Source organism: Domibacillus sp. A3M-37 (assembly GCF_024213455.1).
Lineage (GTDB): Bacteria > Bacillota > Bacilli > Bacillales > Domibacillaceae > Domibacillus > Domibacillus tundrae.
On record NZ_JANAVL010000003.1, the window covers coordinates 110,590 to 126,622 of the forward strand.

The window sequence follows — 16,033 nt, forward strand, 5'->3', positions numbered from 1 at the left end:
CCCCTTGTTATAACGGCTGCACCATGAATTCGAATGTCATCTCGTTCTCTGAATGAATTCGGTGTTCATCGTGTACAGGCGCACCCCAGCTGTCATCGCCGCCGACACCCATTTGACGGCCCGCCACTGTTACAACTGTATAGTGAACAGGCGGCAGTTCATAGTGGTGAGCAGCGTTTTCAAGCTCAAATGCGGTGTATGGGGAAATTGTACATGTTAACGGATCATTTATAAAGTGAATGGCTAGTCCCTTTTTGTTTTCATTGCTTATTTTCACAAATCGGACACCGGTGCGTGCGCCTGACTCCTGCGGGGCAAGATAAGGTGAAACATTGTCTGACGCTGCGTTTTGAAACCGGCAAAGCCGAGCACCTTTTGCACGGTCTTCGTAGTTTTCCTCTGGACCCATTGCGTACCAATCCAGCTGGCTATAATCAGCTGGCACTTTAAAAGACAAGGCATGGATCGGCATATCCGGCAGCTGTCCCGCTCCTTTGTAGTCGTTTTTCACATGCACCGAGCCATCTCCGTAGACAGTATACGTAACCGTCGCTTGAACCGCTTCGCTTATTGGAAGCACATAGTCAAAAGCGATCGCAGCACTGTGTTCTCCTGTTGTAAGTTCAACATTTGTGCATTTTCTGACGAGACTTGATGTATACCATCCGCTCGATTTAAACGCGAACTGATTCCCTTTGTCATTATCCGTCCTAGCACGCCAGAACAACGGGTACGGGGGCGCGGCAATCATTTCACTGCCGGCATACTGAAGCGAGATGAGAGTGCCGGATGCTTTTGAAAAAAGAACATGAAAGTCGTCGCCATGAACACCGATGATCACATCTCCTTCCACTACGGTTACGTTTCCTGCTGGCTCTGCTGCTTTTTGCTCAATCGTATAAATGTACTGTCCAAACGCCACTTCATGTCCAGCCTCTGCCCAAATAGTTTTTTCTTTTAAACAAAGTGAAGCATGAATTGCATATTCGCCCGGCTCTTCGAAATGGGGGATATCCAATGAAATGTATTGTTCACTTAATGGATTTAATTGAACATCTGCCACATTCCCCTGTTGTGGAAGGCCATTTTTTAAAATAGTCCATCCCAGTTCGTAAGCTTCAGTTCCCTCAAACAACTGATCATTCTTCACGAGCACACCTTTTTGATCAGGAAACAGCTTTATATTTTGATAAAGAAACTTTACTTCCTGCATTTTCGGTGATAGCTTCCGGTCCGATGTGACAATGCCATTTCCACAAAAATTATAGTCGGTCGGCCGATCGTCGAAATCACCACCGTATGCTAAAAATTCCTGGCCAAAACGATCTTTTTTTACCAAAGCCTGATCAATGAAATCCCAAATGAATCCGCCTTGATACATCGGATACTTTTCTTCTAAATCTGTATACTTATACATGCCTCCAAGAGAATTGCCCATCGCATGAATATACTCACAGCTGATGTAAGGTTTGTCAGGATCGCTGAATAAGTATTCTTCAATATCAGCCGGCTTCGCGTACATCCGGCTTTCCATATCGCTTGTTGCATTATACTCACGGTCATAAAAAACACCTTCGTAATGAACAAGACGGGATGGATCCTGCTGTTTGAAATACTTGGATATGTTCAAAATAACTTCTCCGGCATGCGACTCGTTGCCGCACGACCAAATTAAAATAGACGGATGGTTTTTATCCCGCTCATACATTGATTTGGCACGATCGAGAACAATGTCCTGCCATTCTGGCTTATTTCCCGGTATCGTCCAAGCTGTATCTACTTTCCCCATCTTCTGCCACGATCCATGGGTTTCAAGGTTCATTTCATCGATAACGTACAAGCCGTATTCATCACAAAGGTTGTACCATTCTGTCTGATTCGGATAATGAGAGGTGCGTACCGCATTTATATTATTCTGCTTCATCGTTTTAATATCCCAAATCATGTCTTCTTTTGTTATAGCACGACCGCTCCGGCAGTTAAATTCATGGCGGTTGACACCTTTAAACACGATTCGCTTACCGTTTAAATGCATGATTTTGTTCTTCATTTCAAATCGCCGGAACCCGACTTTTTGCGGGATAACTTCAACGAGCTCTCCAGAGGAATTACGTACTTGAATAAACAATTGATATAAATATGGTGATTCTGCGCTCCATAAATGAGGACGCTTAATCGTTAATGGCGACGCTCCTTCCGCGACAACCTGCCCGTTCCGATTTTCCAAAATAAAATGGAGATCCGCTTCTGTTTCAGCATCTACATGAAGGACGCCTGTTTCAAAGGATTCGTCCAGTTCTGTTCTTACTTTTAAATCAGAGATGTGAACTTCCGGCATTGTGTATAGATAAACGTCGCGAAAAATACCCGAAAACCGCCAGAAATCCTGATCTTCCAGCCAGCTGCCTGTGCTTCTTTGATACACTTCAACAGCCAGCTTGTTTTCTCCGTCGGTAACAAACGATGTTAAATCGAATTCAGCCGGTGTAAAACTGTCTTCACTATAGCCGACAAATTGACCATTCAGCCAAACATAAAGGGCTGATTCGACGCCTTGAAATGAAATAAAGAGCGGTTGTCCTTTCATCTTCTCCGGTTTAGTAAACGTTTTTACGTAGCTGCCTACCGGATTGCTGTCTTGTGGAATTTCAGGTGGACGAACAGGAGAAATTCCATCCCAGGGATACATCGTATTCACATATTGCGGTTTCCCGTATCCTTGCAGCTGAATATGCCCCGGCACTTGAATTGTATCCCATCCGGAACAGTCCGTGTCCATTTCGTAAAAAGACTGCGGACGGCTTTCTACATTTGCCGCATAGTGAAATTTCCAGCTCCCGTTCAATGAATAACGCCAGTCCATTGCTTCTTCACGGCGTGCTTCTTCCATCGTTGCATAGTATGTGTGATCTGAGTGTGCTGGAAGCCGGTTGACTTCAAAAACAGATGTATCACTCAGCCATTTTAGTTCCGGTGAGTTCATTTATTCATTCTCCTAACTTCATTTTATTTAACTGACCCCATCATGCCTGCCACGAAATGCTTTTGCATTAAAAAGAAAACGAAAGCCGTTGGCAAAGTAGCAATGACGATAGCCATCATGATTACTCCATAGTCAGGCGAATAGCTTGATCCTAAATTTGAAATCAGGAGAGGAATAGTCATTTTTTCAGGTGATTGCAGCACAACAAGCGGCCACAAATAATTGTTCCAGCTTGCCATAAACGTAATAATGGCAGCAGCTGCATAGGTCGTTTTCATCGTTGGAACGTAAATTCTAAAAAACACACCAATTTCACTTAATCCATCAATCCGGCCTGCCTCTACCAATTCTTTCGGGAACATTTTGGTGCTTTGACGAAAGAAAAAAATTAAGAATGCTGTCGTTACAGTTGGAAGAACAACCGATGTCAGCGTATCGATTCCAATTGCCGGCATAGTTTGCGAGATAGATCCAAACATCCGGTAAAGCGGCACCATTAATGAAGCAAACGGAATCATCATCGACAGAAGTAAAATAGTAAACACAATGTCTTTCGCTTTACTTTTGTATATTTCGAATCCATATCCTGCCAGCGACGCAATCAGCAATGATAAAACCGTTGTGGAAATGGAAATTTTAGCTGAATTCAAAAGAGCCGGCACTAAATCAATTGTTTGAGTTAAATTCGAAAAATTTTCGGCTGTATGGCTTCCTGGAAGAAGCTTTCCTTTCGTTACATCCACTGATTGATTCGTTGCACTAATAACCATCCACATAATTGGAAAGATAGAAATAAAAGCGGCAGCTGTCAGGAAAAAGTAGGTTGCTATTCGTTTCAATTTAGTCATTTCGATCACCTGCTACTTTAAATTGAATAATAGAAAAAATGACAATTAAAATCACAATAAAATAAGATACTGTTGCCGCATAGCCAAAGTCCGGCGTGTATTTAAAGGATAGATTGTAAATATACTGTGAAATGGAAGTTGTCGCATTTCCAGGTCCGCCTTGAGTAATATTCATGACTTCATCAAACAGCTGGAGCGTGCCGATTGTAGACGTAATGGATGTAAACAAAATAATCGGCTTCAGCATCGGAATCGTAATTTTGAAAAACTGCTGAACGGCTGATGCTCCGTCCATTTTTGCTGCTTCATAAATGGACTGGTCCACATTTTGAAGGGCTGACAAGTAAAAAATCATATTATAGCCCGTCCATCGCCAGGTAATGGCAATAATGATTGTCACCTTCGCCCAGAAGGGATCCGTCAGCCAATTGACTGCTTCTGGTACGAGCGAGAATTTTAATAACATCGTATTTACCAGCCCGTCGTTGGAAAACAGATATTTAAAGATAACAGAATAGGCGACAAGTGATGTCACTGCCGGAAGAAAAATGGCTGTCCGGTACAAACCTTTCCATTTCAATGTGCGGTCGTTTAATAAAACCGATAAAAACAATGCCAATATAATCATAACCGGCACTTGGACTATTAAATAAATAAATGTATTTTTCACAGCTGTTAAAAATGTGCTGTCGGTCAGCAGTCTTTTATAGTTATCCAATCCGACAAATTGTAAATTCGCCCCTGTTCCAGACTGAAACGATAGAAGAAGTGCCTGAATCATAGGATAAAAATAAAAGGCACAAATCATGATGACGGATATCATCACAAACGACCAGCCGATAATGGTGCTTTTCATTTTGCTATTCATTCCAAGCTTATTAGAAGAAAAAGACGATCCGATCGTCGTGCTTTTTGTTTTGCTGCTCATTCTGTTCACCCCTTGCTTTTTTAAAAAGAAAAACATCCCTATAGCTTCCCTGCTCGTATAGGGATGTTTTTCCATTTATTTCAACTGTGCTTCCGCCTGTGCCTGTGCATCGTTCAGTACGTCATCAATGCTCTTGCCGTTCAAATAATTTTGCATTTCAACGATTAAAATGTCCTCAATCGCATAGGTGTGCATACCATAGTTCAGCCCGGTAATTTCTTCAGTCCAGCCGGCAAAATCAGAAATAATTTTTTGTCCGCTAAAAAATTCATCTTCTTTTTCATAGGCCTCTCCCCCGGCAGCTGGTTTATACGTACCGATAGCGCCAATGTCTGTGACTAACTGCTGGTAAAGCTCTGTGCTGGAACCAAATGTTTTTCCTAAGAAGTCTGCCGCCTGCTCAGCGCTATCTCCATTTAACACGTACCATGAGCTTCCGCCAAGATTCGAAGCGTTAACAGCCCCTTCTGTTGATAATTTAGGGATTGGCGCTACAGCCCATTTGCCGGATTGAGAAGTCTCGGCTTTAATAGAAGGAGTGATCCAGTTTCCGGTCGGAACCGAGGCAACGTCTCCACTATTAAAGTTTGCGACGAATTGACTCCAGTCGGAATTTGGTTTGACAATATCCGCATCCATCATTTCTTTATATATTTCAAATGCTTCTTTTAACGCTTTGTTGCCCGCCAATGACGGTGTTACACCATCTTCTTCCAGATACCATGCACCTGCTGTTTGAATCATTAATCGAACAATGCCCAAATCATTTGGGTCTAGCGTAATCATGTCCTTGCCTGTTGTTTCTTTTACTTTCTTCCCTATTTCAATGTACTGCTGCCAGTCAAGTCCCTGCAAATCTTCCATTGTATAGCCTGCTTCTTCTAAATAATCTGTACGCACATAAAGACCCGTTACACCTGAATCAAATGGAAGACCATATTGTTTTCCGTCTATACTCGTTGGCGCAATTTTATACTCAGCAAAGTCTTCTGTGTTAAATGCACCTGACATTTCGTAAAATGCATCAGGATACGCCTGCAGGAAACTCTGCGCCCGGTAGTCTTCGATAAGTACAATAGACGGCAGTCCTTTCGATGTACCTGAGCTTAATCCTGTATTCAGTTTTTGCACAATATCATCCTGTGCATTTTCAATAATTTCAACTTCCACCTCGGGATTTTCTTTTTCATATATTTCTTTTGCCATATTCAATGCTGCTATATTAAAGTTCGGATCCCAAGCCCAAATGGTTACTTTGTTACTGTCTGTTTCCGTATCATCGCTTGAAGAATCTGATCCTGAAGGTGAACATGCAGATAGAAACAAAATACCAGCAATAAGCAAAAAGATTAATTTTTTCATGTGTTAAGCCCCCTTATTATTTTGTAAGCGCTTTATTTATATTCCTTAGGTTATCACCATAAAAAAAAGATCGTTAGGACGATCTTCATAAAAGTTATTAATATATTCAGCATTAAATTTATTCTTTCGCCCGCATTTGTACTTTCTTTAGATCTTTGAACTATTCTCAGGTTTTATGATTGGAAGCACAAGTCGAATATGGGTTCCTTCTCCTGGATTGCTTGAAATATGAACCCCATATTGTTCCCCATACAACAGTTTAATCCGCTCATGGACATTCCTCACACCGATCCCACTGAAAAGCTGGCGGTTTCTTTTTGAGTCTGGAAGATGGTGCTTGCTTTTAATTTGCATGCCATCCCCGTTATCAACAATTTCACAAACAAGCATATCTTCTTCTTTTAGTACGATGATGTGAATAAATCCTTCCGCCTTTTGATTGAACGCATGAAAAAAAGCATTTTCTATAAAAGGCTGAATGATCAATTTTGGAACATGTAAGTCGCCGCAGTCAGGTGCAATAAAATAGCTCACTTGAATTCGCTCTCCGTAACGGACCTGGTTAATAAATACATAGCTTTTCAGATTCTCAATTTCTTCTTCAATTGTAATCGTTTCATGGACATTCCCTACTGCATGTTGAAGCAGGGAAATAAGCGCATTGACTGTGTCTGCTGCTTTTTCTTTATTTCCTTGCTGCACCATAATTTTGACAGATGTTAACGTGTTATAAAGAAAGTGCGGATTGATCTGTCTTTGAAGGGCTGCCAGCTCGGCATTTCGCTGCTTTTTTTGTGTTTGAATCAGTTCTTCCACATAATTATGAAGTTCATCAAGCATATCATTAAACGCATAGGCAAGCTGTTTTGTTTCATAGCTTCCTGTAGCTGTTACGTATTGGTCAAAATTATTTTTCGATAAAGAGGAGATTTGTTTTACAAGCTGAGATAATGATTTAGTCATTCGCCTAGAAATAAGAAAAACGATCGACACGGCGATTAAAACAATGAGAAAGCTGCTTAATACAATCGTTTTGGTGTTAATTAAATTATTCATAACAATTTCTTTATCAATTAGGTTTACAATGTACATATCCAGAGCAGGCAAGTACTCCGCAAGCATAATTTGATTGCTTTCCATCCAGTTAATTTCTTTATAATCGGCGCCTTCTTTTTCAATCTCAGCCGCTCGATCAAGAAGCAGATGAGAAGTTTCCCCAATCATTTCATGACGGTTGCTTGAGAGAATATGTCCCGCGGAATTAATGACAAGTATATCGTTTCCCTCACTCGTAAAGTTTGCATAAAATTTTTGAAATTCACTTTCTTTGATAGAAAGATAAAAAACACCGTATATACTGTCTGTTGTCCGTTCCATTAATGCTTTCGTAACCACAATCATCGGAGAGGCGCTTTCCTGCTCCAACTGATAAAGCAGCTTTCTTGGTTCCGCATACATCGTTTTTGTGATTTTATGTTCGGCAAGTACTTTTTCATCAATCATCCAGTAAGCACGGTCTGTTGAAAAGCTTCTTCCATTCATACCGCTGACCATAATGCTTAAATCGTAGTCATCTACATTCAAATGAACCCGGTCCATCTGGATGTGAGTGTTGTAATACAATTTTGACATCTCTAAAGAAGTTGTCTCGTCTTTTGATAAATAGCTTTTAATAGTCCCGCTTTGCTGCACTTCATTTGCTGCGGTCGCAACTGAATTGCTGAATGTTTCAAAACTCGATTTAACTTGTTGAATCACTTTTGCATTCGTAATACTGAATGTATCAAGGAACAACTGCTCTGACATACGGATCGTACTGTATGTAATGATGACAGAAACAGCAATGATACTTGCCACCATTACCAAAAACATTTTTATAAACAATCTATGATGACTGAATCTTCCGATAATCCGTCCCATCGTCCTCCTCATTTCTTAAAGAAAAAACTGTTTTCGATAACTGCTTGGGGACATTCCTTTTACTTTTTTAAACACTTTACAAAAGTAACTGTGATCGGCATATCCAACTTTTCCACTTATTTCAGAAATAAAAATGTGCCTTTGCTGAAGGAGGTCGACCGCTTTTTCAATCCGAACTTTTGTAACATATTCGCTAAACCCTTCACTGCTGTGATTGCTAAAATAAGTAGACAAATAGGAAGGATTAAAATGAAAACGGCTTGCTACTTCCGTCAACGTTAACGGCTGATCGTAATGCTGGTCAATATAGTCCATTATTTTTTTTATGCCGGGATCTATTTTGCTGGTTGATTGGTTGTAAACTGCTTGTTTTACGTCCGTTAAAAAATTCATTAACTGACGAATAGCCTCATCTGCACGGACCGATCCATCAATTGATGCAAAATAAGCATATTTATCTTTGTAAAATTTTGCATTCTCGCATCCTAAATCCCGCACCAACAGAGTTACGTTAAAAATAATATTGCTTAAAAACCGCTTAAATTCTTGAATATCGTTTGTGTAATTTCTTGATAATTTATCCACATGCAAAAGCAAATTATCAATAGCTTCCTCCAGTTGTGATCGTTTAAGCATGTCAGTAAAAGCGGTTAGCTGAAAAGACTGTTCATCTGTTTCGACCGCTGGGAGCCCTTCATTGTGAAAAAACGACTGGTCCGGGAAATAAAAAGAATACCTTTTTAAAGCCGCTGCCTGTTGTTCGTACATACGTTTCACATTATTCACTTTTGAAAAATGATCACTGACTGACCAAACCAGCTCGGGCATGATCATGGATGTGTGCTCTACTACCTGTACAAGACATTTTTCTTGATGCAAGTCAATATTGACTAAGAATCCCACCTCTCCCTCACCGGATTGAATCGGCAGAAAAAATGAATCTGGCAATTGTTTTTGTAAATCATTTCTCAGTTTTTCTTTTATATAATTGCTTTTTCCTGCGCTCTTTTTAAGTTGCAGGCTAATAATGAAAAAAGATTTATAAGGAAAGGCTTTTTGCATCTCATCCTCCTCAACCTCTATGCTATAATCCTCCATTAATCTTTTTATATAAAATGATGCTGAAGATTCTTCTTTTTGGGTTCTTTTAACAAGCTGAAAAGAGGGAATCTTGTCAGCGGCATTTTGCAGCGCTTTCAAAAGTAACGTTCCTTCTAATTTTGGTTTTAAAATATAATCGGTTACACCTTGTTGAAAAGTTGACCTGACATAATCAAACTCTCCAAAACTACTTAGAACGATAACTTGAATTCTAGGGTAGGCGGCACGAATGATTTTTGTCAGCTCTTCCCCATCCATGATCGGCATGACAATATCGGTCATAACAATATGAGGCTGCACGGCTTCGATCAATGATAGTGCTTCCTGTCCATTAGATGCTTCACCGACAATTTTGAAACCTTCCTGCTCCCACTGAATATAGTGTTTAATTCCTTGCCTAATTAGAAGTTCATCATCTACAATTAGCACTTTACATAATTCACTTGTCATAGAATACCCCTCTTTTTATTCTTTATTTTCTATTATAGCGATAATGAGTAAGTATTATCTATTAGGTTTTTGAACAGACTGCTCAGGGAAAAGGTCAATAAAATAAATCGCGCAGGGGGATTAACTATGAAACATGTTCTTGGCTTATTTGATGGGGAAATTGACGTAATCAGGAAAATAGAAGATTTAAAGGTAGCGGGATATGATCCATCCAAAATGACCGCGCTTACGAAAGATGCAGACGTGTATTTAACGATTCAAAACCGAACGGAAGCAAATGTGGAAACAACAGGACCTTCCATAAAGGAAAAAGTAAAATCCATCTTTACACGCGAGAAGCCGGTGAAAGATGCCTTGCTCGACTTCGGCTTGTCTGAAGAAGATGCGGAAAAATACCACGACGGGCTTGCAAAAGAAAAAGTGCTGCTCGTCACAGACGAACAGCTTCCCGATACATTGTAAATAACTGCTGCACCGCGTTTCCTGCTTTGCCGGGAAACGCTTTTTTTCCGACCTGATGGAGCGGCACCATTTCTTGAATGGAGTTGGTGACAAAAACTTCGTCTGCCGCTGCTACATCATCTACCGTATAAAGCCCCTCTTCTACATTCAAGCCTGCTTTATGTGCGATTTTCATAACAAATTGACGGGTGACGCCGTTTAAAATACCTGTTTGGAGCGCTGGTGTGTATAGCGTCTTTTTTTTCGTCCAGAACAGGTTCGACACGATGCCTTCCGCTACAAATCCATCCTCGGTCAAAAATAACCCTTCTATAGAAGGATCGTTCCCGGCTTCCCGCTTACCGAAAATGTTGTTTAAATAATGGTGAGACTTTAACCGGTACCCGCCTTCCGGACGATTGCGCCGCGTGTCGAGCCAAACGCCCTGCTTTTCTGTCATAGCACCGGCCGGTTTTAATTCCTTCTGAAAAACAATTACGTTCGGGTATTGATACGGCGCGGTCTGCAGGCCAATTTCTCCGTCGCCGGCAGACACATTGAAACGGATATACGCATTGTTCCATCCATTCGCTTCATTTAATTGCGCCAAAATGGATTCTGCCTGGCTGCGTGTTACATGAAGGTCAATATTAAGTTCCCGCATGCTGTCGTTCAGCCGGCTGAGATGTTCATCCAGCAAAAACGGTTTGCCGTCATACGTACGGAACGTTTCAAATACACCGACACCGTATAAAAATCCGTGGTCAAATGGCGAAATACGTACTTCATTGTTTTGAATGACCTGCCCGTTTACGTACGTATACATGGCACACCTTTGTACGTGTCAATAAAGTTTTGCAACATCTCTTTTCCATACTCCGTCATAATGGATTCCGGGTGAAACTGCACTGCTTCGACCGCCAGCTCTTTATGACGAATCGCCATAATTTCGCCTTCTTCAGTCCAGGCAGAAACTTCAAAACAATCCGGCAGCGTGTCTTTTTTAACAATTAGTGAATGATAACGCGTTGCCCGGAACGGATTCGGGACGTCTTTGAAAATGGTTTTTCCATCGTGGAAAACAGGAGATGTCTTCCCGTGCATAAGCCGTTCGGCGCGTACCACATCACCGCCGAAGCTTTGCGCAATGGATTGCTGGCCGAGACAGACACCAAACAACGGAATGCGGCCGGACAGCTTTTCCACTGCTTCTAAACTAATGCCCGCTTCATTTGGTGTACAGGGTCCCGGACTGATCATCACAAAATCCGGCTTCATCGTTTCAATGTCTGCAACCGTCATTTCATCATTCCGGCGGACCACAAGTTCTTCGCCCAATTCCCCAAGATATTGAACAAGGTTATACGTGAATGAATCGTAATTATCAATCATTAAAATCATTTTGCATCCTCCGCCAGTGCCATCGCTTTTAACATTGCGGCCGCTTTTTTCAGCGACTCTTTATATTCATATTCTGGCTTTGAATCGGTCACAATCCCTGCACCAGCCTGAACATATCCATATCCTCCCGCACTCAGCATCGTCCGGATGACGATATTCAGCTCCATGTCTCCATTGTAGCCAATCCAGCCGATGGAACCCGTGTAAATCCCGCGTCGCACCGGCTCCAGCTCTTCAATAATTTCCATTGTCCGTACTTTCGGTGCTCCGGTGATCGTACCTCCCGGAAAAACAGCGTCAATGACATCCGCATTTGTTTTTTCTTTTGCCAGCTCCCCGCGCACATTTGACACAATGTGCATAACATGTGAATATCTTTCAATCACCATAAACTCATCCACATGAACGGAACCGTATCGTGAAACACGCCCAAGGTCATTGCGTTCCAAATCCACAAGCATCACGTGTTCGGCCCGTTCTTTTTCATTATGAATCAGCTCTGCCGCCAGCCGCTCATCATCCGCATCGTCTTTTCCACGTGAACGTGTGCCCGCAATCGGTCTTGTCGAAAGGTGCTGGTCATCTTTTTTCACAAGCAGCTCCGGTGATCCGGAAACAATTTGAAAATCCGGTGTTTGAATATAAGCCATATATGGAGACGGATTTAACGCTCGAAGTGTGGCATAAACCGAAAGCGGCGGCACAGTTAATGGACGGGCGTGGCGGACGGATAAATTGACTTGGAACACATCGCCTGCTGCAATGTATTCACGAATTTTCTCTACAGCTATTTTAAATTGCTCTTCCGGAAACGAGACATCTATCTTATCCATTCCGGTTCCTGCTGCCCACTGAATTGGTTCAGCAGGATCAAGCCACTGTTTAAGCAAGTCTTCAAGTCCCTCATCTGTTTCAGCGAGTGTCATCACATACAATTCGTTTGTTTCGTGATCAAACGCCGCCCATTCGTTGAAAAATAAGAAACAAACATCCGGCAGCCCAAGATCATTGACGGCAGTCTCGGGCAAAAGTTCAATAAACCGGACGTAGTCGTAGCTGATCCAGCCAATGGCGCCGCCTTGGAAATCCGGCAAATCCGGATGCTTTGGGACATGTCGTTTATTCAAGATGGAAACAAGTGCATGAATCGGATTTCCTTTTAACAATACTTCTTTGCCATTTTCATTAAGTAAAAGCCCTTCTTCGCTTGAAACCGCGGTGGCGGCAGGCTTGATACCAGCGAAGCTATAGCGTCCGCCGCGTCCGCTTTCTAAAAAGGCGTGATGCATCTCGTTTTTCGATAATGCTGTATATTGATGAAAAAATTGCTCTTTTGTGTAGTTGGTTTTCTGGTAAAAAATGTTCACGTGGTGCCACCTTTCGCATGTTGATGACTACATCATAATACGGAGGCACCCGTTTTGAAAATGGTTAGGCTATTTCACTGCGATAAACCGATTGACCGTGACCGGGTATTTCGAGGGCACAAGCTCCGTCCAGCCGTTTAAAACTGCTTCTTTTGCTGAGCCCGCTGACAGCTGCTGAAAAAAAATCGTTGAAAAACCGGCCGCTTTCAGGCGCTCCCAATAGCCGGCCAGTGATTCCGCATATGGAAAGTCAGTAGCAGATGGCAGGGAATCAGCTTCTGCAAAATCTGCCACAAACCGGCCGCCCTGCCTTAATGCTTCATACGCTTTTGCCGTCCACTGCGTGCCGTCTGCATAGGGGTGAATCGACAAAGGAGCGGCCACGGTATCGAATTCATTTTGCTTCACCTGTGAAAAAGAAGCAGCCGGCAAAACAGCTGCGCCTGCGTCTGAACATCGAGCCATCAGCGTTTCGGAGCCGCCGATAATCATGACGCGCTCTCCTTGCTGCGGATGAATTGTGGCGTATAAATTTCCTTGTTCAATTTTCAATGGTTTGTCTGTTTTGTCGATAACGGTCATGTCCGACGCCTCCTTTTGGAAAATAAAAAAACCTTTCTTCACGAAATAAGAAGAAAGGTTCCTTGTTCATCTTCTTATCTCTCAGCTTTCACTGCAAGAATTAGCACCGTGCCTAAAATAGGTCGGTTGCCGGGTATCATCGGGCTTGTCCCTCCACCTGCTCTTGATAAGATGTATTCAGTTGTCCGTTTGTTTATTAAGAAGGATTATGCCACGTTTCATTTTCACTGTCAACCGTGTTACAATTTTTGAAAATGAATCTGGAGATGACGAGATGAAAATAGCTTGCTTGCAAATGGACATAACGTTTGGCGATCCGGAAGCGAATTACGACCAGGCGGCGGACTTTTTGAAAAAAGCGAGTGACGCCGGCTGTGAATTGGCCGTGCTGCCGGAACTTTGGACAACCGGCTATGATTTAACGAGATTGGATGAAATTGCGGACCACAGAGCTGAACGGGCTAAAGCGTTTTTGACGGAAATGGCGAAACAATACAATATGCACATCGTGGGCGGTTCTGTCGCCAATGATACAGGCGATGGCGTGAAAAATACGATGATCGTCGTGGATAAAACTGGCGCCATTGTTCATGAGTATAGCAAGCTGCATTTGTTCCGGCTTATGAACGAAGAAAAATATTTGATCGATGGCGACGGTGACGGCTTGTTTGAACTTGCCGGCGAAGCGATGGCCGGCTTTATTTGCTATGACATCCGTTTTCCGGAATGGTTTAGAAAGCAGGTTTTAAACGGGGCGCGTGTCTTATTTGTACCCGCGGAATGGCCGCTTGCCCGCGTCGATCACTGGCGTACGCTGCTGATGGCCCGCGCGATTGAAAATCAGGCATATGTTGTAGCGTGCAACCGTTCGGGTTCTGACCCTGACAACCAGTTTGCCGGGCATTCCATTATTGTCGGGCCTTGGGGTGAAGTGATTGCCGAAGCAGGAGAAAACGAAGAAATGCTCATTGGCGATGTTGACTTTGATGCCATTGATGAAATCCGCAGCCGCATTCCAGTATTTGAAGACCGGCGCGAATCATTTTATTAAGTAATAGTTGGGCGCCCCGATGTATCATCGGCGGCGCTTTTGACGCACAGGATGTGCTAATAAAGGCGCTGCCAGGATATCGCACTTTTAAGTCTTCGCTCCTCCACACACATCGTTTTATGTCCATTTTGCTCAGTTTTTATCTACTCCTTACCCTTTCATGTCCACTTATCATCATTTGGATCCAGCCGATAAACAAAAAACCCGTCCATTACACATGGACGGTCTTGCTCTTTCATTTCCACTCGTATGGTGTTTCTTGGTAAACATAATAGTTCAGCCAGTTGGAGTACAACAGATGAGCGTGGGAGCGCCATTTGTTCAGCGGCCGTTTCCCGGGATTATTATCCGGAAAATAATTCTCCGGCAATTCAGCCTCAACGCCCTTCGCACAGTCGCGTTCGTATTCTTCCGCTAGTGTGGTCGCATCGTACTCAAGGTGACCGGTAATCATAATGTTTCGTGCATCTTTAGACATCATTAACAGAGGACCCGCTTCCGGCGAAGAGGCGAGCAAAATTAAGTCTTCATGCGTTTCAATCGCTTCTTGGCTCACATCCGTATAGCGCGAAACGGGTGAGTAGAATTCGTCATCAAAACCCCGCAGCAATTTCACGGTCGGATCCGTGATTGTATGTTTAAATATACCAGAGCACTTTTTCGGCAGCTCAAATTTACCGATTCCGTAATGATGGTACAGTGCTGCCTGGGCACCCCAGCAAATATGAAGCGTGGATGTCACATTCGTTTTCGCCCAATCCATAACATCCTGCAGCTCCGGCCAGTAATTGACGTCTTCAAATTCCATTAGCTCAATCGGTGCACCGGTAATAATCAATCCATCGTAGCGGCGGCTTTTTGCATCCTCAAGCGTAATATAAAACTGCTCAAGGTGTGATTTGCTTACATTTTTCGATTCATAGGTCGCTGTATATAAAAACGAAACATTTACCTGAAGCGGCGTGTTACCAAGCAGGCGCAAAAGGTGGGCTTCTGTTTTTTCTTTTTCCGGCATTAGATTCAAAATTAAAATATTAAGCGGGCGGATATCCTGCATTCTGGCACGATCCGCGTCCATAACGAAAATATTCTCTCTTTCTAAAACTTCGCGTGCCGGCAGCTGATGCGGTATAGTAATCGGCATAATTTTCCTCCCTTTAAAACAAGATATATCTTTGTCAAATAATTATAGACACCTTTTCTGAAAAAAAACAACCGTTCCCGATTATTATTTTCCAATAATAAATTCAAGAACGGTTTCCTGATTATAATTCCAAATTTTTAATACATCGGCAAGTATCGTGTTGACCGGTTCGTCTTTGTCCTCCTTTTTCAAATGTTGATTCACATCGCGTTTGTTAGCAGCACCTTGGCCGCTTTTTTTACTTTCGTTTTTCAAAAATGGATAAATTTTCCTGATGGCCGCATTTGCAGACAAACAGAAGAACGTCTCGCTGTTTTTAATTTCTTTGGTCACGTTTTTACGCAGCCACAGATTTCTTTCATATAATGAGGATTTAGACTTGTAATTTTCATTTGTTAAAGCGATCACTCCACTTCCTCCTTACATCTATGCTAATATTTATTTTATGTATGTAA

At 42.4% G+C, this 16,033-nt stretch carries 14 protein-coding genes and 1 riboswitch; of the genes, 2 read left to right on the plus strand and 12 right to left on the minus strand.

Annotated features, from left to right (window positions below; genetic code table 11):
* Positions 1-7: 7 nt before the first annotated feature.
* The 6 genes from lacZ to NLX67_RS07450 all read right to left on the minus strand — a co-directional run bounded on the left by lacZ (position 8) and on the right by NLX67_RS07450 (position 9,592).
* Positions 8-2,983, minus strand: coding sequence for a beta-galactosidase, LacZ type (lacZ, locus tag NLX67_RS07425; RefSeq protein WP_254310997.1), 2,976 nt, complete (start codon positions 2,981-2,983; stop codon positions 8-10).
* A gap of 23 nt (positions 2,984-3,006) precedes the next feature.
* Complete coding sequence (locus NLX67_RS07430; RefSeq protein WP_254310999.1) at positions 3,007-3,831, minus strand: carbohydrate ABC transporter permease; 825 nt, start codon at positions 3,829-3,831, stop codon at positions 3,007-3,009.
* Positions 3,824-4,699: a carbohydrate ABC transporter permease gene (locus NLX67_RS07435; protein WP_254311331.1), complete on the minus strand. Its 876-nt coding sequence runs from the start codon at positions 4,697-4,699 to the stop codon at positions 3,824-3,826. Before NLX67_RS07435 ends, NLX67_RS07430 begins: the two co-directional genes overlap by 8 nt.
* A 135-nt stretch (positions 4,700-4,834) precedes the next feature.
* Positions 4,835-6,121: an ABC transporter substrate-binding protein gene (locus NLX67_RS07440; protein ID WP_254311001.1), complete on the minus strand. Its 1,287-nt coding sequence runs from the start codon at positions 6,119-6,121 to the stop codon at positions 4,835-4,837.
* A 147-nt stretch (positions 6,122-6,268) separates the two neighbouring features.
* Positions 6,269-8,041: a sensor histidine kinase gene (locus tag NLX67_RS07445; RefSeq protein WP_254311002.1), complete on the minus strand. Its 1,773-nt coding sequence runs from the start codon at positions 8,039-8,041 to the stop codon at positions 6,269-6,271.
* Positions 8,042-8,056: 15 nt separating this feature from the next.
* Complete coding sequence (locus NLX67_RS07450) at positions 8,057-9,592, minus strand: response regulator transcription factor (protein WP_254311004.1); 1,536 nt, start codon at positions 9,590-9,592, stop codon at positions 8,057-8,059.
* 126 nt (positions 9,593-9,718) lie between these two features.
* Between NLX67_RS07450 and NLX67_RS07455 the strand changes: the two genes are divergently transcribed.
* On the plus strand, positions 9,719-10,054 hold the full coding sequence (locus NLX67_RS07455; RefSeq protein ID WP_254311006.1) for a YflT domain-containing protein: 336 nt from the start codon (positions 9,719-9,721) through the stop codon (positions 10,052-10,054).
* Here the strand turns inward: NLX67_RS07455 and pabC are convergent.
* The 4 genes from pabC to NLX67_RS07475 all read right to left on the minus strand — a co-directional run bounded on the left by pabC (position 10,023) and on the right by NLX67_RS07475 (position 13,383).
* On the minus strand, positions 10,023-10,859 hold the full coding sequence (gene pabC / locus NLX67_RS07460) for an aminodeoxychorismate lyase (protein ID WP_254311008.1): 837 nt from the start codon (positions 10,857-10,859) through the stop codon (positions 10,023-10,025). The two genes, NLX67_RS07455 and pabC, sit on opposite strands and share 32 nt — an antisense overlap.
* Positions 10,844-11,434 carry an aminodeoxychorismate/anthranilate synthase component II gene (gene pabA, locus NLX67_RS07465; protein ID WP_254311010.1) on the minus strand — a complete coding sequence of 197 codons (591 nt, stop codon included), beginning with the start codon at positions 11,432-11,434 and terminating at the stop codon, positions 10,844-10,846. The genes pabC and pabA overlap by 16 nt, the downstream gene beginning before the upstream one ends.
* Positions 11,431-12,801 carry an anthranilate synthase component I family protein gene (locus tag NLX67_RS07470; protein WP_254311011.1) on the minus strand — a complete coding sequence of 457 codons (1,371 nt, stop codon included), beginning with the start codon at positions 12,799-12,801 and terminating at the stop codon, positions 11,431-11,433. Before NLX67_RS07470 ends, pabA begins: the two co-directional genes overlap by 4 nt.
* Positions 12,802-12,870: 69 nt before the next feature.
* Positions 12,871-13,383: a class I SAM-dependent methyltransferase gene (locus NLX67_RS07475; protein WP_254311013.1), complete on the minus strand. Its 513-nt coding sequence runs from the start codon at positions 13,381-13,383 to the stop codon at positions 12,871-12,873.
* Between the two features lie 71 nt (positions 13,384-13,454).
* A riboswitch (SAM riboswitch) is annotated at positions 13,455-13,556 on the minus strand.
* A gap of 101 nt (positions 13,557-13,657) precedes the next feature.
* Between NLX67_RS07475 and NLX67_RS07480 the strand changes: the two genes are divergently transcribed.
* A complete protein-coding gene (locus tag NLX67_RS07480; protein ID WP_254311015.1) occupies positions 13,658-14,434 on the plus strand; it encodes a carbon-nitrogen family hydrolase in 777 nt (258 codons plus the stop codon).
* A 235-nt stretch (positions 14,435-14,669) separates the two neighbouring features.
* Here NLX67_RS07480 and metA read toward each other — a convergent pair whose 3' ends face one another.
* Both metA and NLX67_RS07490 read right to left on the minus strand, forming a co-directional pair.
* Complete coding sequence (gene metA, locus NLX67_RS07485) at positions 14,670-15,578, minus strand: homoserine O-acetyltransferase MetA (RefSeq protein ID WP_254311017.1); 909 nt, start codon at positions 15,576-15,578, stop codon at positions 14,670-14,672.
* Between the two features lie 84 nt (positions 15,579-15,662).
* Positions 15,663-15,986: a hypothetical protein gene (locus NLX67_RS07490; RefSeq protein WP_254311018.1), complete on the minus strand. Its 324-nt coding sequence runs from the start codon at positions 15,984-15,986 to the stop codon at positions 15,663-15,665.
* Between the last annotated feature and the right edge of the window lie 47 nt (positions 15,987-16,033).